Raw genomic sequence first — 24,744 nt, forward strand, 5'->3', positions numbered from 1 at the left:
TTATTCTTTTGTTTCGTCGGAATTATTATCAATTGCCGTGCCATCTTCCCCATTGACCTCAATATCAAGGATATCGGTTTCCTCTACAGCATCTTCATCCTTCATTACTTTAGCAACAGCAGCAATAGAATCATTGTCCTTTAAGTTAATGAGTTTTACACCTTGTGTGGCTCTTCCCATTACCCGCAAATCTTCTACGCCCATCCTAATAGCAATCCCAGATTTATTTATGATCATCAAATCATCAGTATCCGAAACATTTTTAATAGCCACAAGACCTCCCGTTTTATCAGTAATTGAGATTGTTTTGACTCCCTTACCTCCTCTATTGGTTACCCTGTAGTCATCTATTGTGGAACGTTTTCCATACCCATTTTCAGAAACTACTAAGATATCGTCTTCAAAGTTATGTACAGATACCATGCCTATTACCTCGTCATCGGCATTGGCTAAGGTAATTCCACGCACACCTGAAGCATTTCTACCCATAGGTCTTGTCTTACTTTCTTCAAAACGAATAGCCTTTCCTGATTTCAATCCTAAGAAAATTTGACTTGTACCTGTTGTCAATTTAGCTTCAAGTAACTCATCTTCTTCCCTAATGGTTATGGCATTGATACCATTTTGACGTGGTCTTGAATATTGTTCCAAGGAAGTCTTTTTAACAGTACCTTTCTTGGTGGCCATGATTACGTAATGACCATTAACATAATCTTCATCCTTTAAATCTTGAGTACAAATAAAGGCTTTGACCTTATCCTCACTTTCAATATTGATTAGATTCTGAATGGCTCTTCCTTTGGAAGTTCTGCTTCCTTCAGGTATTTCATAAACACGCATCCAGAAACATTTCCCTTTTTGCGTGAAGAACAGCATGTATTGATGGTTCGTACCTACAAAAAGATGTTCCAAGAAATCCTCGTTTCTTGTGGAAGAAGCCTTTTGGCCTACTCCACCCCTATTCTGTGTCTTGTATTCCGTTAAAGGTGTTCTTTTAATGTAACCGGCATGTGAAATCGTTATGACAACCTGTTCATCAGGAATCATATCTTCAATACTTAAATCACCGCCAGCAAAGTTTATTTCCGACCTTCTTTCATCCCCATACTTATCCTTAATTTCTTGCAATTCATCTTTAATGATTTGCATTCTTCTCTCTTTCTTATCCAGGATATCCTTTAGGTCTTCAATCGTCTTCAAAAGCGCATCGTACTCCTCGCGTAGTTTATCCTGCTCCAGTCCCGTAAGCTGGCGCAAGCGCATTTCTACAATAGCTTTGGCCTGAATTTCAGTCAATTTGAAGCGCTCCATTAAAGTACTTCTCGCTTCATCAACATTTGAAGATGCTCTGATTATCTTAATTACCTCATCAATATTGTCAGAGGCTATAATAAGCCCTTCTAGGATATGTGCTCGGTCTTCTGCTTTTTTAAGCTCGAACTTGGTTCTACGAACCACAACTTCGTGCCTATGCTCAACAAAATAGTGGATAATTTCTTTAAGATTGAGCAGTCTGGGCCTTCCGTTAACAAGGGCAATGTTATTAACACTGAAAGATGACTGCAATGCTGTGTATTTGTACAGCATGTTCAGAACTATGTTAGGAATGGCGTCACGTTTTAAAATGTAAACGATACGCATACCTTTTCTGTCTGATTCATCACGGATGGTAGAAATTCCCTCAATCTTTTTGTCATTGACAAGATCGGCAGTCTTTTTTATCATATCTGCCTTATTGACCTGATATGGAATTTCTGTCACAACAATGCATTCTCTGCCCTGTACTTCCTCAAAAGTAGCCTTGGCTCGCATTACAACACGTCCTCTACCGGTATGAAAGGCTTCCTTAACCCCATCGTAACCATATATGATACCTCCTGTAGGAAAATCTGGAGCTTTTATATGGGTAATCAGCTCATCAATTTCAATATCGTTATTTTCAATATAGGCCACGGTACCATCCACAACTTCACATAGGTTATGGGGTGCCATGTTCGTAGCCATACCCACTGCAATTCCAGATGCTCCATTAACCAATAGGCTAGGAACACGAGTGGGAAGAACGGTAGGTTCCTTTAAGGAGTCATCAAAATTTAACTGATGGTCAACGGTATCTTTATCAATATCCGCTAACATATCATCAGCTATCTTACGCATTCTTGCCTCCGTATAACGCATTGCTGCTGGACTATCCCCATCCACTGAACCAAAGTTTCCCTGTCCATCAACAAGCATATACCTTAAACTCCATTCTTGTGCCATACGCACCATTGAGTCATAGACCGATGTATCACCGTGTGGGTGATACTTACCCAATACCTCCCCTACAATACGGGCAGATTTTTTATGGGCGCTATTGGATCTAACACCTAATTCGTGCATACCATACAACACCCTTCTATGAACGGGCTTAAGTCCGTCCCTTACATCTGGTAAGGCACGTGACACAATGACCGACATTGAATAATCAATGTAGGCAGATTTCATCTCATCTTCAATGTTGATAGGAATTAACTTTTCTCCTTCCGCCATGCTAAAATCTAATTGTTTTTTGTGGTTAAAATATCATGCCAATATACGCAAAATCAAACCTTGCAAGACAACTGAAACTTACTTTATTAAAAAAATTATCAACAGTATTACTTTCGATTTAATTTGAGTAATAAAGCTATGTTAAACCTTGTATAAAGTGTCCCTTATTTCGACTTTAACTACTACTTTATCGAATATGGGTACGGTATTTGACTACGGTAAGGATACTTTTATTAATTTTAATTGCTGAAAAGGAAGTGTATGGACGATAATTTTTCCCCTAGAGTAAAAGACGTTATAGCTTATAGCAAAGAGGAAGCTCTTAGATTAGGGCATGATTTTATAGGAACCGAGCATTTAATGTTAGGGCTTTTAAGAGATGGAAATGGCAAAGCCATCAACATTTTGGACGCCCTAGATGTAGATTTGGATCATCTGAGAAGAAAGGTAGAGATTCTTAGTCCTGCCAATCCAAATACAGGAACAATACAAAAAGATAAAAAGAACCTGCATTTAACAAGACAGGCCGAGCGTGCCCTTAAGACTACTTTTCTTGAAGCCAAACTTTTTCAGAGTTCTTCAATTAACACGGCGCACCTTTTGCTTTGCATCCTTAGAAATGAAAACGATCCCACTACAAAACTGTTGCACAAGCTTAAAGTGGATTATGACAATGTAAAGGAGCAATTTAAATCTATGATTACCAGTGATGATGATTATTTAGATACACCACATGCCGAATCTTTTCCAAGTGACTCTGATGAGACTGGTGATTCTAAAGAAAGTACTTTTGGTTCTGGCTCATCGCAAAAAGGAGCAAAAAAGTCTAAAACACCTGTTTTAGACAACTTTGGTCGTGATTTGACCAAATTGGCAGAAGAAAATAAATTAGATCCTGTTGTTGGAAGAGAAAAAGAAATTGAGCGAGTATCCCAAATATTAAGTAGAAGAAAGAAAAACAATCCTCTGCTTATAGGTGAACCTGGTGTTGGTAAAAGTGCAATAGCTGAAGGACTGGCTTTGAGAATTATTAACAAAAAGGTTTCAAGAATTCTTTACAACAAGCGAGTTGTAACGTTGGATTTAGCCTCATTAGTAGCCGGCACAAAGTATCGTGGCCAGTTTGAGGAACGCATGAAGGCGGTTATGAACGAGTTGGAAAAGAATGACGATATCATTTTATTCATTGATGAAATACATACTATTGTAGGTGCTGGTGGCGCCACAGGAAGTTTAGATGCTTCAAATATGTTCAAACCTGCACTTGCCAGAGGTGAGATTCAATGTATAGGTGCAACCACCCTTGATGAATACCGTCAGTATATCGAGAAAGATGGTGCTCTTGAGAGGAGATTTCAAAAAGTAATTGTTGAACCCACAACAGTGGAGGAAACTATTGAAATTTTGATGAACATAAAAGGGAAGTATGAAGACCACCACAATGTATCTTACACAGATGATGCAATCAAAGCATGTGTTACGTTGACCAATCGCTATATGACAGATCGATTCTTGCCGGACAAAGCAATTGATGCTTTAGATGAGGCAGGTTCAAGAGTTCATATCGTAAACATGGATGTTCCAAAACAGATTTTGGAGCTTGAAGGACAATTGGAAGATGTTCGCGAACTGAAGAACAGTGTTGTTAAAAAACAGAAATACGAGGAAGCGGCTAAACTAAGAGATGATGAAAAACGATTGGAAAAGGAACTAGCTTCAGCTCAAGAAAGATGGGAAGAGGATAGTAAACTGAATCGTGAGACAGTTTCTGAAGATAACGTTGCTGATGTAGTTTCTATGATGAGCGGCATTCCTGTGAATAGAATTGCTCAAACTGAAAGTAATAAACTTGCTGAATTACCTGAATTAATCAAAGGCTTTGTAATTGGGCAAGATGAAGCAGTAGCGAAAGTAGCGAAAGCCATCCAACGTAATAGAGCTGGATTAAAAGATCCTAACAAGCCTATCGGTTCTTTTATTTTCTTGGGACAGACTGGAGTTGGGAAAACACAATTAGCAAAAATTCTTGCAAAAGAACTTTTTGATTCTGAAGATGCCCTTATCCGAATAGACATGAGCGAATACATGGAGAAATTCGCTATTTCTAGATTGGTAGGTGCGCCTCCGGGATATGTTGGTTATGAAGAAGGTGGACAATTAACAGAAAAAGTACGTCGCAAGCCGTATTCAGTAATTCTTTTGGATGAAGTTGAAAAAGCGCATCCAGATGTTTTCAATATGCTGTTACAAGTCTTAGATGATGGGTTTCTTACAGATAGCCTCGGAAGAAAGATTGATTTCAGAAACACTATCATCATCATGACATCCAACATTGGAGCACGTCAGTTGAAAGATTTTGGTCAAGGCGTTGGATTTGGAACTGCGGCCAAAAAGGCACAAGCAGATTCACATCAGAAAAGTGTTATTGAAAGTGCATTGAAAAAAGCATTCGCACCGGAGTTTTTAAATAGAATTGATGATGTTGTTGTCTTTAACTCATTAGAACGGGAAGACATTCATAAAATCATTGACATTGAACTTGATAAATTATTTGGCAGGATCAAGGATATAGGGTACAACCTAAGTCTTACTAAAAAGGCTAAGGATTATATTGCAGAGAAAGGATTTGACAAACAATATGGTGCAAGACCTTTAAAAAGAGCAATTCAGAAATACATTGAAGATGCTCTTGCTGAAGAAATTGTAAATTCCAAACTGGACGAAGGCGATAGTATTTTTATGGACTTGGATGAGAAAAAAGAAGAACTCACCATAAAAATTAAAAAACCTGAAAAAACGCCCAAAACGGAGCAATAAAAACGATTAAAGTAAAGAGCCGACAGTTTTGTCGGCTCTTTTTATTTTAAACAAACTTACCGTACGCAAAATAAAACTTACCGTACATGCGATATTTGCGCCTTTAGTCTAATATTTTTCTGCTCCTATTCTATTAGGTATACTTTCGTCCAAGAGACACTATAATATACTGGAGAATGAAAATTGCTTCTAACAAGAAAGCTATTGTTGTACGTGAATACCAATTGGACATTGGAAGTGTTCAGGTTTTTAACAACTACATGGTTTCAACTTTTGACGAAGGTGCTACACTAACACTGGAGAGAGCTTATCAAATTATTGGAATTTCAGAGATACATTTTAGAGATAAAGACTTTGGCTACATAAGCCTTAGAAAAAATTCTTATGCTGTAGACCCTACTATCTACAATTACTTAAGAGGGATGGAAAACCTAAAGGCTTTCGCAATTGTTTCCAAGAAAGAAATTGACATGCACAATTTTAAAATAGAGAAACTCTTTTACAAAAAGAATATGGAGTTCTTTATAGAGTATGACAATGCATTGGCTTGGGTAAAAAAAAGACTCAAAAAAAAATAACAAAAGAATAAAACCTAAGCTCCTTCCTGATTTTCTTGATTAGGTGGTCTTAATAGTTCCATATAAGCCTTACCAATATTTTCAACAATACCAGAAGCTTTTAAAGCTTCGTATCCATCAGCAGATACACCAATATCACCAGCCAGGCCATGCAAATAGACGCCAAAAACAGCTGCATGTAAAGAAGAATATCCCTGGGCCATTAAACCTGTAATCATTCCTGTCAAAACATCGCCGGTACCTGCCGTGGCCATACCTGGATTTCCCGTTGTATTTACAAATCCCTTGTCCTTATAGATTACAATGCTATGTGCTCCTTTAATAACTAAAATACATTCGTTTTTGGTTGAAAACGCTTTGGCCTTTTTCAGTTTATCAAAATCATTGTCCCACTCCCCTATCAAACGTTCCAATTCCTTTGGATGAGGAGTTAAAACAGATTGTTTGGGAACATCTTTTAGCAAGCTAGGCTGTTTTGCCAAAATGTTTAGACCGTCTGCATCGATTACTATAGGAATTTCAACCTTCTTTAAAAACGAGCCGAAAGCCTTGCTTGTTTCATCTTTTGTGCCCATCCCCATACCTATCCCAATAGCAGCAGGTACAAATGGAATGTTAATCTCACCAATACTATCGTCCTCATCATCTGTAAGGACCATTATTTCTGGAATTGCAGTCTGCAAAGAATGATATCCACATTCAGGCACAAAGGCAGTAACCAAACCACTACCTACAGACAAACAAGCGTTACTTGCCATTTGAACAGCTCCAATTTTGCCATAGCTTCCCCCAATAATTACAGAATGCCCGTAAGTACCTTTATGTGAAAATTTGAGTCGCGGTCTATACATAGGTAAGACTTCTGGTCTCCCTATCAACTCATAATCTGCTTCGGTATTAACCAAAAACTCAGCATCCAATCCAATATCCAGAATCTCCCATTGGTTTTGGTAAACTCCTGTTTCTGGGAGAAAAAATACCAGTTTAGGAACCTGAAAGCTCAATACAAAACTAGCCCTAACAACATGTTCTCCTTCCCATGGATTTCTGTTTGAAGGCAAACCTGAGGGTATATCCACTGAAAGTATAAACGCAGAAGAGGAGTTTAAATGTTTAATAAGATTGGCAACCCAAACATCTGGAGGTCTATTTAATCCTATTCCAAAAATTGCATCTACAATAATGTCATTGGGGTTTATCTTTGGAAACGAACAATCCGAATCTAAAAATTCTGGCCATAGTTTTCGCTCCTTTAATCTATCAAGGTTTATTAGAAAGTCCTTAGAACGTTTTTCACTATAATTGACCACATAAACCTCAATTGCATATCCATTCTCATGAAGATGCCTGGCCAATGCCGCCCCATCTCCTCCATTATTCCCAATACCGCAGAACAAGTGAATTTTAACTTGAGCTCCTTGTAACCTTGAATGCATCCATTCAAATAGCTTGGTAGCCACTCTTTCCATAAGAGCATCACTTGTAATCTGCTGCTTATTTATTGTGAATTTATCAGCTTCATAGATTTGACTGGCGGTAAAAATTTTCATTCAACAAGAAAAATTGATTATTACTATAGATTTCGCAAAAATTTTTGAATCATTTGAGGAAGAAATCAAAAGTACTACTTTTGACATTGATTATTGTACTATGCAATTTAAACAAACGGATATTAACCCTTCAATGATGGAATCTTTTTCATCTATCTTCACTTTGGTTACCATTACCCCTTTGGGGTAATCTGCTAATTATTTTCGTCCGTATTTAATCTATTTTCAACATTTTTCAACAATATTCATCATGAAAGTCTTAAAATTTGGTGGTACATCAGTGGCCAATCCAGAAAATATAAATCGAGTCAAAGCTATTGTCCAAAGTAACCATACGGAGAAAGTAGCCATTGTAGTATCCGCATTTGGAGGTATTACAGACTTACTGCTCAATACGTCTCGTTTGGCTTCAAATCAAGATTTGGCTTATAAAAAAGGTCTTACAGAAATCGAGAACAGACATATTGAAACAATTAGGGAGCTTATCCCTGTTCAAGCTCAAAGTACCATCTTAAGTAAAATGAAAAGTGACCTAAATGTCCTGGAAACCCTTTTGGAAGGCTCATTTTTAATTGGAGAGCTTACTCCAAAACTATCGGACAAAATAGTTAGTTATGGAGAATTACTCTCTTCTTTCATCATTGGTGAATTCTTTAAAGCTGAAGGTTTGGATGCAGAATTTAAGGATAGTAGACAGTTAATACTAACCGACGAAACGTATGGCAATGCAAATATCAATGTTGAAAACACTTATAATAATTGCAATACTTATTTTGAGAATGCCAATCATCAAATAACCGTACTTCCGGGGTTTGTTTCATCAAGTGTCTCTGGAAACTCCACAACGTTGGGAAGGGGCGGTTCAGACTATACCGCAGCAATTATAGCTGCAGCTCAAGAGGCGGACATTTTAGAAATATGGACAGATGTAAGTGGCATGTTCACAGCCAATCCTAAACTAGTAAAACAAGCTAAGTGTGTCTCCCATATTAGTTACGAAGAAGCAATGGAACTTTCACATTTTGGAGCTAAGGTCCTTTACCCACCAACAATCCAACCTGTCTTAAGTAGAGGAATCCCTATTGTCATCAAAAATACTTTTAAGCCTGAGGATGAAGGAACTTATATTTCCCAAAACAATAACGGAAATGGAAAAACAGTAAGAGGTATTAGTCACGTGGACAATATTAGTTTACTTTCTTTAGAAGGGCCAGGCATGATAGGTGTTCCCGGAATATCCAAACGTTTTTTTGAAACCTTATCCCTAAAAAACGTAAGTGTTGTCCTCATTACGCAGGCTTCTTCTGAGCATTCCATCTGTGTTGGTATTTCAGATGAGGATGTTGAAAAAGCGGTAGAAGCTGTCAACATTGCTTTTGATTATGAAATAGCCAGCAATAAAATAAAACCTGTTCTTGTTGAAAAAGACCTTGCCATTGTAGCCTTGGTTGGGGACAATATGAAAAGTCACCAAGGGTTGAGCGGTAAAATGTTCAGTACTCTAGGAAAGAACAATGTAAATATAAGAGCCATTGCTCAAGGCGCTTCTGAACGGAATATTTCCGCAGTAATTACAAAAACCGATGTAAAAAAAGCTCTTAACTCATTACACGAAGAGTTTTTTGAGGAAAATATAAAACAACTCAATCTCTTTGTAATGGGAGTAGGAAACGTTGGTTCCAAGTTCCTAAACCAAATAAGGCAACAGAAAAAATACTTAAAAGACGAACTTAAACTAAATCTGCGGGTCATTGGTATAAGTAATTCTAGAACCATGACCTTTGACGAAGATGGAATCTCATTAAAGGATTGGGAAAGTACTTTGAAAAATGGGCAAAAAGCAGATAAAGAAGCATTTTTTAAAACAGTAAAAATGCTAAATTATCGCAATAGTGTTTTTGTGGACAATACCGCAAGCGGTCAAGTTTCTGAAAGTTATCCTGACTACCTTAAAAATAGCATCTCCGTAGTCACTTGCAACAAAATTGCCTGTTCCTCAAATTATACTTTTTACAAAGAGTTGAAGCAATTGGCAAAGCGATACAATTCGCCATTTTTATTTGAGACCAATGTTGGTGCAGGGCTTCCAATTATTGATACCTTAAAACATCTTATCGCTTCTGGTGATAAAGTAAAAAAGATTCAAGCCGTATTGTCCGGAAGCTTAAATTTTGTGTTCAACAACTTTAATGATGAAGTTACTTTTCATGATATTGTTAAACAAGCACAAGAAGAAGGCTATACGGAGCCTGACCCCACTATTGATCTTAGTGGTGTAGATGTAATGCGAAAGATTTTAATCCTAGCGCGAGAAAGTGGAAATCAATTGGATATAGAACAAATAGAAAACGATTCCTTTCTACCAAAAGAAAGTTTGGAGACCAATTCAAATGAAGCTTTTTTCGAATCATTAAAGCAAAACGAGGCAATGTTTCAAAAACTGTTCAAAGAAGCTAAGGATGTTGATAGCAAACTTAAATATGTAGCGCAATTTGAAAATGGGAAAGCAAAGGTTGGGCTTCAAAAAATACCAAAAGGACATGATTTTTATAATCTAGAGGGCAGTGATAACATTGTGTTGTTTTATACAGAGCGATATCCAAATCAACCTCTAATTATTAAAGGTGCAGGTGCAGGTGCCGAAGTCACAGCTTCTGGTATCTTTGCTGATATCATACGAATCGGAAATTTCTAAGATGGAAGAAATAAAGGTTTTTTGTCCGGCAACTATCGCCAATGTCTCCTGTGGTTTTGATGTCCTTGGACTCGCATTGGATTCTGTGGGTGATGAAATGATAGTCCGAAAAACATCGGAAAAAGGAATAACAATCACCAAAATTTTAGGTCAGAAACTACCATTGGAAACCAACAAAAATGTTTCTGGCGTAGCTGGTTTAGCACTATTGGAAAAAAGTGATTATCAAGGAGGTTTTGAAATTGAAATAGATAAAAGAATTAAACCAGGTAGTGGAATAGGAAGTAGCGCGGCTAGCTCTGCTGGAGCAGTATGGGCAATGAATGAATTGTTGGGAAAACCCTTTTCCAACCTGGAACTAGTTCAATTTGCCATGCAAGGCGAAAAACTGGCCAGTGATGTGGCCCATGCAGACAATGTAGCTCCTGCTATATATGGTGGATTTACTTTGGTAAGAAGTTATGACCCTTTGGACATTATATCCATTCCTACCCCAAGTGAACTTTTTGCAACTGTAATCCATCCACAGATTGAAATTAAAACCTCTGATTCCAGAAAGATTTTAAAAACGAATATAACCCTTGAAAAAGGCATACAACAATGGGGCAACGTAGGCGGTCTTATTGCTGGGCTTTTTAAAAATGATTATAACTTAATAGGTCGTTCTTTAGAAGATTCCATTGTAGAGCCCATTCGGTCAATATTGATTCCTGGTTTTGATGACATAAAATCCAACGCACTGGATGTTGGCGCTTTAGGGTGCGGTATTTCTGGTTCTGGCCCTTCCATTTTTGCTTTGAGCAAAGGAGAGAATACGGCACAAAAAGTAGCTGGGTCCATGAAAGAAACCTATGGGAATATTGGAATTCCTTTTGACATTCATGTTTCCAAAGTCAATACAAAAGGTGTAAAAAGAATAGCATAAATCCATGAAGTTTTACAGTTTAAATAATTCCAACGTTCAAGCTTCCTTTAAGGAGGCGGTCATTGCGGGTATTGCTCCAGATAAAGGATTGTATTTTCCAGAAGAAATTAGACCGTTATCTACTGAGTTTTTTGAAAACATAGACTCCTACTCCAATCACGAAATAGCCTTTAAAGCAATACATCAATTTGTAAGCGCTGACATTCCTGACCAAGTTCTAAAGGAAATCATTGAGAACGTACTGGATTTTAATTTCCCAGTGGTGGAGATTGAGGAAAATGTAGCCACACTTGAGCTTTTTCATGGTCCCACCATGGCATTTAAAGATGTAGGGGCACGGTTTATGGCCAATTGTCTAGGTTACTTTTCAAAGGGTGAGAATAATGAGGTTACAGTGCTTGTGGCAACATCTGGTGATACCGGTGGTGCTGTAGCTAATGGTTTTTTGGGCGTCAAAGGCGTTAATGTAGTCATTCTTTATCCTAGTGGAAAAGTAAGTGACATACAAGAAAAACAATTAACCACTTTAGGTCAGAATATCGTGGCCATGGAAGTGAACGGCACTTTTGATGACTGTCAACGGATGGTAAAAAACGCTTTTCTGGATACTAAAATTACGGATCAAAGGAAATTGACTTCTGCAAACAGTATTAATATAGCTAGATGGTTACCGCAATTGTTCTATTTTTTGTTTGCCTATAAACAAGCAAAACAAGAAGGCAAAGAAATTATATTTTCTGTACCCTCAGGTAATTTTGGAAACATTTGCGCAGGAATAGTAGCCCAAGAATTAGGTATGCCGGTAAAACATTTTATAGCATCGACCAATGCCAATACCGTGGTTCCAAATTTCATGAAGAATGGTGTTTATGAGCCTATGCCTTCTATAGCAACCATTTCTAACGCTATGGATGTTGGCGATCCCAGCAATTTTATTAGAATAAGACATTTGTATCAAGATGATTTTTCTACGATTAAAAAAAATCTTTCATCTTACTCTTTCTCGGATGATGCTACCAAGTCAACAATGAAAGAGATTTATTCAAAATCTGGTTATGTAACGGATCCTCACGGAGCGGTGGGTTATCTTGGTCTTAAGGAGTATCAGAAATCAAATCCAGATGTCTATGGCATCTTTTTGGAGACCGCACATCCCGTTAAGTTTTTAGACGTTGTTGAGGACACGCTCGGTCTTTCTCCAGAAATACCTCCCCAAATTCAAAAAGTAATGGGTAAGGAAAAAAAATCAATCAAAATCAATTCTTATGAAGGGCTAAAATCCTATTTAATGGATAGTTAGCATATTTCTCTTCTCAATTAACATCACTTTGTTCAAAACATTAGCTGTTAAATAGGCTCATCTTGGGTGAATTCAATACATTTATCCCATAAATTGATGTCATGAAAACTATTGCATTAAGTGAAACACATATTTCTTTAGGAGCTAAAATGGTTTCTTTTGCTGGGTATAATATGCCAGTATCTTATGAAGGTGTGAATATTGAACATGAAACGGTTAGAAAGGCTGTTGGTGTATTTGATGTTTCTCACATGGGTGAATTTCTTATTGAAGGGCCAAAAGCTTTGGATTTGATTCAAAAAGTAACTTCTAATGATGCTTCCAAACTAGTGATTGGTAAGGCCCAATATAGCTGTTTCCCAAATGAGACAGGCGGAATTGTTGATGATTTGATCGTTTATAAGATAAAAGAAGAAACATACTTATTGGTCGTAAATGCTTCAAATATTGAAAAAGATTGGAATCATATTTCAAAATACAATGAAGCAATTGGCGCCACCATGAAAGACTTATCTGATGAGTATTCCTTATTGGCCATACAAGGACCAAAAGCAGTTGATGCCATGCAATCCCTATCATCCGTTAATCTTTCTGATATAAAATTCTACAACTTTGTTGTTGGTGACTTTGCAGGAATAGAACATGTTATTATTTCGGCAACAGGTTATACCGGTTCTGGAGGCTTTGAGATTTATTGTAAAAATTCTGAAGTAAAACAAGTCTGGGACAAGGTCTTAGAAGCCGGAGCCAATTTTGGAATAAAACCTATTGGTTTAGCAGCTCGCGACACCTTACGATTGGAAATGGGTTATTGCCTCTATGGCAATGATATTGATGACACTACCTCTCCGTTGGAAGCAGGATTAGGATGGGTGACCAAATTCACAAAAGATTTTGTCAATAGTGAAGCTTTGGCAAAAGAAAAAGAAGAAGGAGTCAAAAGAAAATTGATTGCCTTCCAAATAGAAGAAAAAGGTATTCCAAGGAATGGGTACGTTATACTGAATGAAGAAGGTGATGAAATTGGGAAAGTCACATCTGGCACCATGTCCCCTTCCCTTTCAAAAGGAATTGGTTTGGGATATGTTACTAAAGAAAACTCAAAAGTAGATAGCAGTATATATATTCAGATAAGAAAAAATCAAGTTCCTGCCACCATTGTAAAACTTCCATTTTATAAGTCATAAATGCAAGATTTTCAGCCCATAATAGACCATATTGTCAATGAAGCCAAAAGGCAAACGGACAAGGGCGAATTAGCAAACTATATCCCAGAACTTTCCAATATTGATTCCAATAAATTTGGCATCTGTATATTGGATACCAATGGCACTGAATATAATGCCGGGGATTCCCATGAACAGTTTTCAATACAGAGTATTTCAAAAGTGCTATCCTTATCTATGGCTTTTTCTATAATGGGGGAAAATTTATGGGAGCGAGTTGGTGTGGAACCATCTGGAGACCCATTCAACCATCTATCATTGTTAGAAATGGAGAATGGTATTCCAAGAAATCCATTAATCAATGCCGGAGCCATAGTTATAAGTGATATTCTAATTTCAAATCTAAAAAATCCAAAGTCAGATTTTTTAAAATATGTCCAAGGTATCGCCAACGATTCTTCTATTTCCTATGATGAAAAAGTTGCAGCGTCTGAAAAAAGAACTGGTTTTAGAAACTATGCAGCGGCATACTTGATAAAATCTTTCGGAAACTTGAAGAATGATGTTGATACGGTATTGGATTTTTATTTCCATTCCTGTTCCATTAAAATGTCATGTGAGCAATTGGTGAAAGTCTTCTATATTTTCATGAACCGTGGCAACTGCCTTCAAAATAACAATTATCTAAAAATACCACAGGTAAAACGCATTAATGCCATAATGCTTAGTTGTGGTTTTTATGATGAGGCTGGTGAATTTGCCTTTGAAGTTGGTTTACCTGGAAAAAGTGGTGTAGGTGGCGGCATTGTTGCACTATTGCCCAATAAGTTTTGTGTGGCTACTTGGTCGCCCGGATTAAATAAAAAAGGAAATTCCAAACTAGGTATGCTGGCTTTGGAAAAACTAACAACCGATACTGGTTTGTCAATATTCTAATATTTGGATAAAAAAAAGATACTTATACTTGGAGCAAGTGGTTTTATAGGCAATGCTATCTACAAAGAACTCTGCTCCTACTTTGATACATATGGCACTTATTGCTCCAACACTTCTTTCTCAAAGAATCAACAATTTTATAGGTATGATTTAGAAGAGGATGATATTTTCCGTGTTTTGGAAAAGGTAAACCCAGATTTTATTATTTCTGCATTACGGGGAAATTTTGGTGCCCAAATTCAAGCGCATCAACATTTGATGGAATATCTTTTAAATCACGAATCCAAACTATATTTTATTTCTTCTGCCAATGTTTTTGACGCGTACAGTAAATTTCCTTCTTACGAGTCTGACAAAACGCTTTCTGAAAGTGTCTATGGACGACTTAAGATTAAGATAGAGAATATGATGATGCGGTTACCCAAAGAGAAAACCGCCATTTTAAGAGTGCCCATGGTTTTTGGAAATACATCGCCCAGAGTCAAGGAAATTAGAACATACTTGGAAAGTAATGAGCCAATAGAGGTGTTTCCAAATCTCATTATAAATGTGACCAATGATGACAAGCTTACCCAACAAATCCATTATTTGATCAATAGGGACAAAAGCGGTATTTTTCATTTAGGTAGTATTGATTTAATTCAGCATGAAGAATTCATCAAAGAAATCATTAAACGTATTGGTAATTTTCATCCCTTGCTTAAAAGGGTGTTTACCACCAACGAAGATCGTTACTTAGCGGCATTGCCCAAGGATAACAAACTTCCAAAAAACCTTAGAATTCATTATCAAGATATCATTGACCATCACGTTACCGTTGATTAATCTTTGCGAAGCTTTTTTTTGAAATTTTAAACATGATTTAGCTAACTTTAGGAAAAATGGAAGCTCATGGAAAAGTTAAGTGCCGCTCAAATTGAAGAATTTCTAAAAAATCTAAATGGATGGGCATATGATGACGGTATGATTTGGAAATCATTCAAATTTCAAGATTTTAAAGACACCTTTTCCGTAATGACAAGGATTGCCTTTGAATGTGAAAAACAAAATCATCATCCCAATTGGGAAAATGTCTATAACAACCTTACTATCAAACTAAATACGCATGATGTGGGCGGCATTACCCTAAATGATTTCAATCTTGCAAAAAGCATAGAAAAAATTGTCAACAATAAATAGTGACACTGCTTTAAGTTACACTTGACAAGGGAGCATTTTTTGCTAAATTTGCCCCTATCCATAACCAAAATTAATTCATGGGAAGAGCATTTGAATTTAGAAAAGCGCGAAAAATGAAACGTTGGTCCGCTATGTCCAAAGCCTTTACACGCATAGGCAAGGATATTGTAATGGCGGTAAAAGAAGGAGGTCCAGACCCTGACTCCAACTCCAAACTGCGAGCTGTAATTCAAAATGCTAAGTCCGTCAACATGCCCAAGGACAATGTGGAGCGAGCGATTAAAAGAGCTAGCGACAAAAGTCTGGGCGACTATAAAGAAGTTTTGTTCGAGGGTTATGCACCTCATGGCATTGCTATCCTAGTGGAGACTGCGACAGACAACAATACAAGAACAGTAGCTAACATTAGAAGTTATTTCAATAAATGTAATGGCAGCCTTGGAACATCGGGTTCTGTAGAATTTATGTTTGACCACACATGTAATTTCCGTATTCCTGCGGAGGGAATAGATGCAGAAGAGCTTGAACTGGAAATGATTGACTTTGGGGCAGAGGAAGTTTTTGTGGATGAGGATGGCATATTGATTTATGCTCCTTTTGAAAGTTTTGGGTCCATCCAGAAAGAATTGGAATCAAGAGAGATTGAGATTTTGTCATCCGGTTTTGAACGCATTCCCCAAGTGACCAAGCAACTCAGTGAAGAACAGGCTCTGGAAGTAGAGAAACTTCTTGAAAAAATTGAAGAAGATGACGATGTCCAGAATGTCTACCATACCATGCAAGAGTAACATCTATTTAAACCTTGATTTGTAAGTAAGGAATTGTTTGGCGACCAAATAACAAACTATTCCGCCATGCGAAACATAATCACCATCCTTGTTCTGCTATTTGCTGTAGGAGGCATCTATTCTCAAGAAATGACCTCTGCCAAACTTCTTGAGCTCATAGAACAAGAAGCGGATACTGTTAAAGCGAACGGTAATTCTATCCAGTTTTTAATCAAAGAGAATATGCTAATCTGCATTTATGATGAGAATGCAAATAGAATGCGTATTATTTCTCCCATTGTAAAACGGGAAGAAATTGGTGAAGAAGAATTACTAAATGCATTTGTGGCCAACTTCCATTCGGCATTAGATGTAAAGTATGCCTTAAGTGATGAGATTATCTGGTCCGTTTTCACTCATCCGTTAATGGAACTTTCAGAACATCAAGTTGTAGATGCCATAAATCAAGTGTATTCTGCCGCTGTTACATTTGGCAGTTCTTACTCAAGCACAAATATTGTATTTCCGGGAAACACAAAAAAGACTGAGAAACCCAGGCCCAAAGTCTTAAAAAAAATCTAGAAACTATATTCCGGCACTTTTCCCAAAACGCCTTTATAGAAGCTGTGGAATATTTTAAAGTCCTCTTTCATTTCACCGGTTGGGTAAATAGCTTCTGATATTTTGACCTGTTTTTTTCCAAAGTCAAAAGCAACAGCAACAATAGGTACTTGAGCCATTACCGCAATATGATAAAAACCAGTTTTTAGTTCAGAAACTTTTTTTCGGGTCCCTTCTGGTGCCAAAGCAAACCTAAAAACCTTTCTTTCTCTAAAGATTCCTACAATGCTTTCAACAGTATTGGAACTTGTTGAGCGATCTATGGGCGCTCCTCCCGTCCATCTAAAAAACCATCCAAATGGAGGTTTAAAAAGACTTTTCTTTCCAATGTAATTGATTTCTTCATTAAGAACTTTGCGGACTATTAGGCCTAAAAAGAAATCCATCCAATGTGTATGAGGAACCACAATTACTACACATTTATCCACATTGGGAAATTTACCAATGAGCTTCCATCTTAAAATTTTAAAATATAAAAACTTGGAAAGCTTGTGCATGCATTTTCTTTAATCTACTTATTAAAAGTGCAGAGATAGGTACAACATCTATATTTTTTGATAAATCTCTTGAAGACGTTCTGCTGTCATAATATCCTTCCAGTCTTTTCCAAGTGCATTTTCCCATAGCGCTTCCATGCCCAGGGCGACGCTCACTAAAATATCAAAATCATTCTGTGTTAAATTGGCACAAACTCCCTGCGGAAGATGAATCTTATGTTTTTCAATCATTCTATAGAACAACTGAACTCCTTCTGGGTAGAATTCTTCAAGATGTTGAAACACCAAACAGTTTCCAATCCCATGTTTAATACCAAGAAGATAGGAAAGTCCATAGCTCATTGCATGGGCAATACCCACTTGGGAATAAGCAATACTCATGCCTCCATGCCATGAAGCCATCATTAATTTATCTCTTGACTCCGTAACTGAAATATCTTCTAAAAAAACTTCCTTGCAGAGCTCAAGTGCTTTCTCTCCATAACTTTGACTAAATGCGTTTAGGTATGTTCCGTTCAATGATTCTATACAATGGATAAAGCAGTCCATACCTGTGTAAAACCATTGTTCTTTTGGTACTGTATTAGTTAAATCTGGGTCTAGGATGACTTGGTCATATGTAGTAAAGTCAGAATTGATCCCAAGTTTTTTCTCTGGACCCAACAGAACGGTTGTCCTGGAAACTTCTGCTCCTGTTCCACTAATTGTAGGAATTCCAACATGGTACAAAGATGGTTTACTAACCAAATCCCAACCTTGGTAATCCTGAGCTTTGCCTTTGTTATTTAAAAGTATGGCAACAGCCTTGGCTAAATCTAAAAGAGTACCGCCTCCTATGCCTATAATTCCAGATGGTGGTTCTTCAAACGTTTCTCTTATTCTTGTTACTAGGGCATCTACTTGTTCCGTTTTAGGTTCTTCCTCGGCAGATATAAAGATCACCTCATCATTAAATAGTAATGGAATGCGTCCCACCAGTTCTTTACCTTCAAAAAAATCATCTATTAAAAAAATAAAAGGGGCTTCAGAATTATGGCGTTTAGGTAATAATACATCACCCAATTGATTAAAACTTCCCTGACCAAAAACTACTCTCGGTACCATGGGGAAATTGCGGTACGAAGTGTTCTGATTTGATGTTATTTCCTTTTTCTTCAAATTGTGCTCTGTCTTCATCAGTTATCCAAATACTTCAAAATGTCTTTTAAGCTATTCAACTTCAAGTGATTGTTCACCTGTTCCGCATCTGTAACCATTTCATGTGCCCAAGTTGTATGGAATGGCACATGAATCGCAGTTGCCCCAATATTCAATATAGGTAATACATCTGACTTTAAAGAATTTCCTATCATTAAAAACTCACGGACATTAATCTCTAAATGCTCTAACAAGTTACGGTAGTTGCTCTCTTTTTTATCACTAAGCACTTCTACATGATGAAAGTATTTAGAAATTCCCGATTTCTCCAATTTCCGCTCCTGATCTAGCAAATCTCCTTTAGTAAGCACTATTAACCTGTATTTATCAACTAACTTGCTCAGTACTTCCTCAACACCATCCAATAATTCTACTGGATGGGAAATCATCTTTTTTCCCAGATTTAAAATTTCTAAAATAATTTCTTGTGGAATTTTATTGTTAGATAAATCCAGTGCGGATTCTATCATGGAAAGTACAAACCCTTTTACACCATAACCATAAAGCGCCAAGTTTTCCATCTCCATTTTAAAAAGCTCTTGATCCACTTTATTTTTAGTTTCATAGCCCTCTAACAATTCTGCAAAACGTTCTTCGGTTTCCCTAAAATAGGTTTCATTAACCCATAGGGTATCATCGGCATCAAAGCCAATTACTTTAATATCGTTAAAATCTATTTCCATGCTTTTTTAGCCCGTTCTAAGTCTTCTGGAGTGTCAATTTCTATGCCAGTAACATGTGTTTCCACCATTTTTATTTTTTTTCCATATTCCAAAAATCGTATTGCCTCTATTTTCTCCTTAGCTTCTAACAGTAACATAGGTAATCGTTGAAAATCCAATAAAGCTCTTTTTCTGAAGGCGTAAATTCCTTTGTGTTTATAATATATTGCCTCAACCTTCTCATCTCTGGGGTAAGGAATTGGCGAGCGTGAAAAATATAGCGCAAAATCTTGGTTGTCCACTATTACTTTTACCGTGTTTGGGTTAGAAATTTCATTCCAATCTGTAATTGGAGTCATTAAAGAAGCTAAATCTATTTCTTCATCAACATCCATTTTAAATACCTCGATAATCTTTGTCAGGCTCTCTCCATCAATAAAAGGTTCATCTCCTTGAACATTAATAACGATATCAACGTCCATATTCTCCACAGCCTCTGCAATTCTATCGCTACCACTTTCATGCTTAGTTTTACTCATGAGCACTTGCCCACCTATTCCAGAAATGGTTTCAAAGATGATATCACTATCTGTTACTACATAGACCTCATCAAATAGGCCTGTTTGCACTGCCGCTTCATAAGTTCTTACAATGACCGGTTTTCCACCTAAATCCTGCATAAGTTTTGCAGGAAATCTTGAGGCTTGGTACCTGGCGGGTATCATAGAAATTATCTTCACTTCTACTATTTATTAATTTTGGTAAAACTATCTTTTTGGTTTTGGTCTCAACTTGCGGTAGATCCTAAAAATGATAATCAATATAATAATGACTAAAATGGCCGCTATTGGGGGTACTAAAATTGATGCCGTTGAAACAGCCACTGCTGTTCCCGTTTCTACAGTAGCTACAACGGGGTTAGCTATTCCTCCTGTGGTAGCCGTAGATGTTAATCTGCCCGCGGCATTCGCTCCTTTTATTGCTGTTGCAGTTCCTCCCCAGCAATGATCGCCAAAGACCATGTAACAACAGGATCCAGGTTTGCTACTGTAGACACCACCACTGCAGTTCCCGCTATGGCCGCTAGTGGAACTGCTATACTATCCAACGCATTATCTACCCATGGGATGAAGTACGCAAAAATCTCAACAAAAGTGGCAACCCCAAGAGCGATAAGTGCTGCCAAACTTCCTATCCACTGCCAGCTCTCATTAAGTTCCCACACGTCTAAATATGCGGCTAAACTAAGCGCAAAAAGGGGCAAGAAAACTCTAAACCCTACTGAAGCTGCTAAGCCAATCCCTAAAAATATACTTATTATAGTATCCGGTGTTAATCCCATGGTATTGTCTAAAATAAGTTATTCCTAGTCAAGAAAAAAATCATCTTTGAATCCTATTAAAAATAGTTTTTGTTTAGCTCTGGTAACGGCAGTATACAACCATCTTAAATAATCCTTATCCACTCCATTGGGCAAATATGGTTGTTCTACAAAAACGTTGTCCCATTGTCCTCCTTGTGATTTATGACATGTTATGGCATATGAGAATTTTACTTGTAGAGCATTGAAGAACTTGTTGTTCTTTACACCAAGAAACTTTTTGTATTTCGATTTTTCATGGGCATAGTCCTTCAGGACTTCTTGATATAATCTATTGCCTTCTTCATAGGAAAGTGAAGGCGTTTCAGCATTTATAGTATTAAGCAACAGTACCGTTTCAAACGGTCTTTGGTTTGGGTAATCCACCATTTTCACTTTTACCTCTGCAAACGAAAAACCATACAGCTCCTTTATAGAGAACAACTCCAACACTTCAATGATATCACCATTTGCAATGAATCCAGCTTCTGAGTTTGGTTTCAACCAAAAATAATTGTTCTTAACTACCATCATATAATCTCCCACTGCCAATTCATTGTCCAAAAATAGAATCCGTTCCCTTATATTTTTGTTATAGAGGTTTGCACGCTTATTTGAGCGAACTATTATTGCGGTCTCTTCTTTTCCATTTTGAACATATGAGGTATCAATGGCTTCCTGTATTTCGGTGCCATCAATTAACCGTACAACATCTTTGAACGTATTTACTTCAAATTTGAAATCATCAAAAAAATGAGATTGTAATTGTTCCCTAAGGTTGGTAGCGTTGTATAGGATACCAGAGTCGCTGGTCTGTCTCATTACCTCGTCCAACTCTAAACACTCTACTTCCTTGTTATAGTTTAAAGAAAGCCTTTGTTCTTCCAATGCAGGACTTAAATCCAATTTTACCGGTGGTAATTGCGCTGTGTCACCAATCAACAATAGTTTACAATTATGACCAGAATACACATAAAACATAAGGTCATCAAGTAGAGATCCATTTTCAAAAAGTTTAGAATCTGCTGGTGTATCTGGAATCATAGAGGCCTCATCCACAATAAAAAGAGTATTTCTATGCTTATTGGGCGCTAAGACAAATTGGATACCACCTCCTGTCTGCTTTTTAGGAAAATATATTTTTTTATGTATAGTAAAAGCCTTGTTGCCTGAATAAACCGACATAACTTTTGCTGCACGACCTGTTGGGGCCATTAAGACAGAACTCATTTTCACTTTCCAAAGACTACTTACTATGGTTCCCACTATTGTAGTTTTGCCTGTTCCCGCAAATCCTGTCAAAAGAAAAACTTCCTCTTTTTTTCCATTTAAAACAAAACTGGAAAGCTTTTCCATCGCCAAGCCCTGCTTAATGGTAGGTGTATGAGGAAATTTTTCAATTAGAATGGTTAAAAATCCAGAAGGTGTAGCGTCATTCATAAGCTTCTAAAGATAGCATGGATTTTTAAAGCAAAAAGTTTCGTGATTAAAAAAAAATTGTAGATTTGTCTGTAACCGCTAAATTAACTCAGAAAGACAATATTAGTATGTTAAACTTAATTATTATCGTTTTAGTTATTTGCCTTTTGACCATAGGCCTAGTATTCTTAATTGATAAATATTTACCTCAAAAGATAAAACCAATTCTTGTTATTGTCTTTGGTCTCCTAAGTATTTTCTTGGGATATAAAATTTATCAATCTATTAATGCACCTATTGAATTTAATAAGGTTAGAAAGGAAAGATTTTCTCAAGTCATTGCAAAGCTTAAAGATATTAGGGATTCCCAAGAAGCTTACAAAACAGTAAATGGCAGGTTTGCCAAGGACTTTGGTAGCTTGGTCAAATTTGTAGATACTGGAAGCTACACAATTACCCAACAACGAGATTCATCTTTTATGAGGTTTGATAAAACCTATGGAATTGAACTTCAAAAAGATACAATTATCATTGACACTCTTGGGTTCGTAAAAGTCAAAGATTCCATATTTAAAAATGATGATCGGTATAAAACTATGATGAACGTGCCATATGCACAAGGAGGTGAGAAATTTGAAATGAAAGCTGATATTATTGATAAACAAGGTTATAAAGCACATGTTTTTGAAGCCAAGGCTAAGAAAGACATTATTCTTTATGATCAACCAAAAGATTTATTATCAAGAGAGAATGCTCATCAAAGTGTTGAAGAAGTAAATGGTACCGAAATTAAAGTTGGCTCACTTACAGATGTAAGCTCAAACGGAAATTGGCCTCCAATTTATGATAGAAAAAAGAAACAATAGTATAGAAGATTCAACATCTAACAATAATACTTTCAAAAAATTGTCCATTCAGGTTGGCCTGAATGGACTTTCTTTTTGTGTGCTGGATACTATATCCAATGAAATACTAGTTTTCGAAAAAGTACTTTTCAAAACTTCGTCTACCCCTTATCTAATACTCAAAGAGCTCAAAGCAGCATTAGATCAACACAATATTGTTGACAGTGATTTTTCAGAAGTCATGGTCATACATAAAAATGGTTTATTCGGTTTAGTGCCCAAAACACTTTTCAATAAAGAGGAATTGCCCAACTATTTAAAGTTTAACGCCAAAATCATGGCGAATGATCATATTGTTTTTGATGAGATAATGAATCATGATATGGTCAATGTTTATATTCCTTTTACCAATGTAAACAATTACATTTTTGATCTTTTTGGAGAATTTGAATTTAAGCACAGTGGTACCATCTTAATAGGAACACTTTTAACCCAAAGTACTGCTACTAGAGACCCTATTTGCTACGTACAAGTTTCTGAAAAGGAAATGGAAGTCGTAATTATCTCTGAAAAAAAACTTCTTTTTTACAATCATTTCGAATATAAAACCAAAGAGGATTTTCTCTACTACCTACTGTTTAGTTTGGAACAATTACAATTAAACTTAGAAAATACACAACTTAAGCTTTTTGGACTTGTTGAAGAAGGTGATGCTATCTATGAACTGTGTTATCGTTATATAAAACATGTTTCCGTTTTTGCACCAAACAATTCTGCATACCCAATGGAACAGTTAGAAGATCAGGCTATAGATTTTACAGTATTAAGCTCTCTATAATGCGGATCATCTCTGGAAAATACAAGGGAAAAAGACTTACTGCTCCAAAAAAACTCCCTGTAAGGCCAACGACAGATATGGCCAAAGAAGGACTCTTCAATATCTTAAACAATCGCTTCTATATCGATGAACTTAAGGTGTTAGATCTTTTTGCCGGTACTGGAAACATAAGTTTTGAATTTGCTTCCAGAGGAGCGTATGAAATTATATCTGTAGACAGTTTTACTGGTTGCGTACAATATATTTCAAAAGTGGCTAAAGAACTTAACTTTCCTATCTCCTCAATAAAATCTGATGTCTTTAAATATTTGGAAAGGGCCAAACAAAAGACAAACATAATCTTTGCCGACCCGCCGTATAGTTTTGAAGACAATAAATTTTACAACATTGTGGATTTGGTTTTCGAAAAGGAATTGATACTGGAAGATGGGCTTTTGATTATAGAACACTCAGATCAAACTGATCTATCTAAAAACCAATATTTTAAGGAAAGTAGAAAATATGGTGGAAGCGTGTTTAGTTTTTTTGAAAAATAAAAAGCAGGCCATAAGCCGGATTCTGTCTAGCCTTATCATTTATCTAGACTTTTAGTTACCCAAAAGTTCCAACCGCCTACCCTCCAACTTGGGCGTGCAGCCCTCAAACACTGGTTTACATGACGTTTCACCACATAGAGTTTACCTGATTTCACTACAGCCGAACTGTACTTGCTTTCTGTTGCACTTGTCCTTGCCTCTCAGCTGACGGGCGTTACCCGCTATGTTGCACTGTGGTGTCCGGACTTTCCTCTTCAATCCCAATTGCTCAGGATTGCAGCGATAAGGTGGCCTGCTGGCCGCAAAGGTAAAGCAATTGTTAAT

Annotated in this window: 21 protein-coding genes, 1 other RNA gene and 1 pseudogene; 14 read left to right on the forward strand and 9 right to left on the reverse strand. The window is 36.9% G+C overall.

The annotated features are described in order from the left end of the window. Entirely contained in the window at window positions 1–2,532 is a 2,532-nt protein-coding gene (gyrA, locus tag LV704_RS01180; protein ID WP_163423431.1) for a DNA gyrase subunit A, read from the reverse strand. 261 nt (window positions 2,533–2,793) lie between these two features. Between gyrA and LV704_RS01185 the strand changes: the two genes are divergently transcribed. Further along, window positions 2,794–5,349, forward strand: coding sequence for an ATP-dependent Clp protease ATP-binding subunit (locus LV704_RS01185; RefSeq protein WP_163423430.1), 2,556 nt, complete (start codon window positions 2,794–2,796; stop codon window positions 5,347–5,349). Window positions 5,350–5,525: 176 nt separating this feature from the next. Next, the gene (locus LV704_RS01190) at window positions 5,526–5,927 is read left to right on the forward strand and encodes an STAS/SEC14 domain-containing protein (RefSeq protein WP_163423429.1); all 402 of its coding nucleotides are present in this window, start codon (window positions 5,526–5,528) and stop codon (window positions 5,925–5,927) included. 14 nt (window positions 5,928–5,941) lie between these two features. Here LV704_RS01190 and LV704_RS01195 read toward each other — a convergent pair whose 3' ends face one another. Then, complete coding sequence (locus tag LV704_RS01195) at window positions 5,942–7,477, reverse strand: NAD(P)H-hydrate dehydratase (protein ID WP_163423428.1); 1,536 nt, start codon at window positions 7,475–7,477, stop codon at window positions 5,942–5,944. Between the two features lie 250 nt (window positions 7,478–7,727). On the opposite strand from LV704_RS01195, the gene thrA reads away from it, so the two are divergent. From thrA to LV704_RS01240, 9 genes are all read left to right on the forward strand, one after another. Beyond that, entirely contained in the window at window positions 7,728–10,172 is a 2,445-nt protein-coding gene (gene thrA, locus LV704_RS01200; RefSeq protein WP_163423427.1) for a bifunctional aspartate kinase/homoserine dehydrogenase I, read from the forward strand. Between the two features lies 1 nt (window position 10,173). Further along, window positions 10,174–11,097 (forward strand): homoserine kinase, encoded by a 924-nt coding sequence (locus tag LV704_RS01205; RefSeq protein WP_163423426.1) that lies wholly within the window; start codon window positions 10,174–10,176, stop codon window positions 11,095–11,097. A gap of 4 nt (window positions 11,098–11,101) precedes the next feature. Continuing rightward, the gene (gene thrC, locus LV704_RS01210; protein WP_163423425.1) at window positions 11,102–12,397 is read left to right on the forward strand and encodes a threonine synthase; all 1,296 of its coding nucleotides are present in this window, start codon (window positions 11,102–11,104) and stop codon (window positions 12,395–12,397) included. Window positions 12,398–12,498: 101 nt separating this feature from the next. Further along, on the forward strand, window positions 12,499–13,584 hold the full coding sequence (gene gcvT, locus LV704_RS01215; protein WP_163423424.1) for a glycine cleavage system aminomethyltransferase GcvT: 1,086 nt from the start codon (window positions 12,499–12,501) through the stop codon (window positions 13,582–13,584). Beyond that, window positions 13,585–14,499 carry a glutaminase gene (locus tag LV704_RS01220; protein WP_163423423.1) on the forward strand — a complete coding sequence of 305 codons (915 nt, stop codon included), beginning with the start codon at window positions 13,585–13,587 and terminating at the stop codon, window positions 14,497–14,499. A 3-nt stretch (window positions 14,500–14,502) separates the two neighbouring features. Continuing rightward, window positions 14,503–15,324 carry a sugar nucleotide-binding protein gene (locus LV704_RS01225; RefSeq protein ID WP_163423422.1) on the forward strand — a complete coding sequence of 274 codons (822 nt, stop codon included), beginning with the start codon at window positions 14,503–14,505 and terminating at the stop codon, window positions 15,322–15,324. Window positions 15,325–15,390: 66 nt separating this feature from the next. Beyond that, complete coding sequence (locus tag LV704_RS01230; protein ID WP_163423421.1) at window positions 15,391–15,678, forward strand: 4a-hydroxytetrahydrobiopterin dehydratase; 288 nt, start codon at window positions 15,391–15,393, stop codon at window positions 15,676–15,678. Window positions 15,679–15,755: 77 nt separating this feature from the next. After that, complete coding sequence (locus tag LV704_RS01235) at window positions 15,756–16,466, forward strand: YebC/PmpR family DNA-binding transcriptional regulator (RefSeq protein WP_163423420.1); 711 nt, start codon at window positions 15,756–15,758, stop codon at window positions 16,464–16,466. Window positions 16,467–16,532: 66 nt separating this feature from the next. Further along, entirely contained in the window at window positions 16,533–17,027 is a 495-nt protein-coding gene (locus tag LV704_RS01240) for a hypothetical protein (protein WP_163423419.1), read from the forward strand. Here the strand turns inward: LV704_RS01240 and LV704_RS01245 are convergent. From LV704_RS01245 to LV704_RS01270, 6 genes and pseudogenes are all read right to left on the reverse strand, one after another. Beyond that, window positions 17,024–17,563 carry a 1-acyl-sn-glycerol-3-phosphate acyltransferase gene (locus LV704_RS01245; protein WP_163423418.1) on the reverse strand — a complete coding sequence of 180 codons (540 nt, stop codon included), beginning with the start codon at window positions 17,561–17,563 and terminating at the stop codon, window positions 17,024–17,026. The two genes, LV704_RS01240 and LV704_RS01245, sit on opposite strands and share 4 nt — an antisense overlap. 48 nt (window positions 17,564–17,611) lie before the next feature. Then, window positions 17,612–18,739 carry an iron-containing alcohol dehydrogenase family protein gene (locus LV704_RS01250; RefSeq protein ID WP_163423417.1) on the reverse strand — a complete coding sequence of 376 codons (1,128 nt, stop codon included), beginning with the start codon at window positions 18,737–18,739 and terminating at the stop codon, window positions 17,612–17,614. Continuing rightward, on the reverse strand, window positions 18,739–19,443 hold the full coding sequence (locus LV704_RS01255) for an HAD family hydrolase (protein WP_163423416.1): 705 nt from the start codon (window positions 19,441–19,443) through the stop codon (window positions 18,739–18,741). The genes LV704_RS01250 and LV704_RS01255 overlap by 1 nt, the downstream gene beginning before the upstream one ends. Continuing rightward, window positions 19,434–20,147: a 3-deoxy-manno-octulosonate cytidylyltransferase gene (kdsB, locus tag LV704_RS01260; RefSeq protein ID WP_205597902.1), complete on the reverse strand. Its 714-nt coding sequence runs from the start codon at window positions 20,145–20,147 to the stop codon at window positions 19,434–19,436. Before kdsB ends, LV704_RS01255 begins: the two co-directional genes overlap by 10 nt. Before the next feature lie 42 nt (window positions 20,148–20,189). Further along, window positions 20,190–20,764 (reverse strand): annotated as a pseudogene (locus LV704_RS01265) (DUF4126 domain-containing protein). Window positions 20,765–20,788: 24 nt separating this feature from the next. Next, complete coding sequence (locus LV704_RS01270; protein ID WP_163423413.1) at window positions 20,789–22,222, reverse strand: ATP-dependent RecD-like DNA helicase; 1,434 nt, start codon at window positions 22,220–22,222, stop codon at window positions 20,789–20,791. Between the two features lie 194 nt (window positions 22,223–22,416). On the opposite strand from LV704_RS01270, the gene LV704_RS01275 reads away from it, so the two are divergent. The 3 genes from LV704_RS01275 to LV704_RS01285 are packed head-to-tail and all read left to right on the forward strand — an operon-like array spanning window position 22,417 to window position 24,420. Beyond that, entirely contained in the window at window positions 22,417–23,067 is a 651-nt protein-coding gene (locus LV704_RS01275) for a hypothetical protein (protein ID WP_163423490.1), read from the forward strand. Beyond that, complete coding sequence (locus LV704_RS01280; protein WP_163423412.1) at window positions 23,045–23,884, forward strand: DUF3822 family protein; 840 nt, start codon at window positions 23,045–23,047, stop codon at window positions 23,882–23,884. Before LV704_RS01275 ends, LV704_RS01280 begins: the two co-directional genes overlap by 23 nt. Then, window positions 23,884–24,420, forward strand: a complete 537-nt coding sequence (locus LV704_RS01285; RefSeq protein WP_163423411.1) for an RsmD family RNA methyltransferase — start codon at window positions 23,884–23,886, stop codon at window positions 24,418–24,420. Before LV704_RS01280 ends, LV704_RS01285 begins: the two co-directional genes overlap by 1 nt. Here the strand turns inward: LV704_RS01285 and rnpB are convergent. Beyond that, an RNA gene (rnpB, locus tag LV704_RS01290) (RNase P RNA component class A) lies at window positions 24,417–24,719 on the reverse strand. The genes LV704_RS01285 and rnpB overlap by 4 nt on opposite strands. Window positions 24,720–24,744: the final 25 nt, after the last annotated feature.

This window comes from Flagellimonas sp. CMM7, assembly GCF_021390195.1.
Taxonomy (GTDB): domain Bacteria; phylum Bacteroidota; class Bacteroidia; order Flavobacteriales; family Flavobacteriaceae; genus Flagellimonas.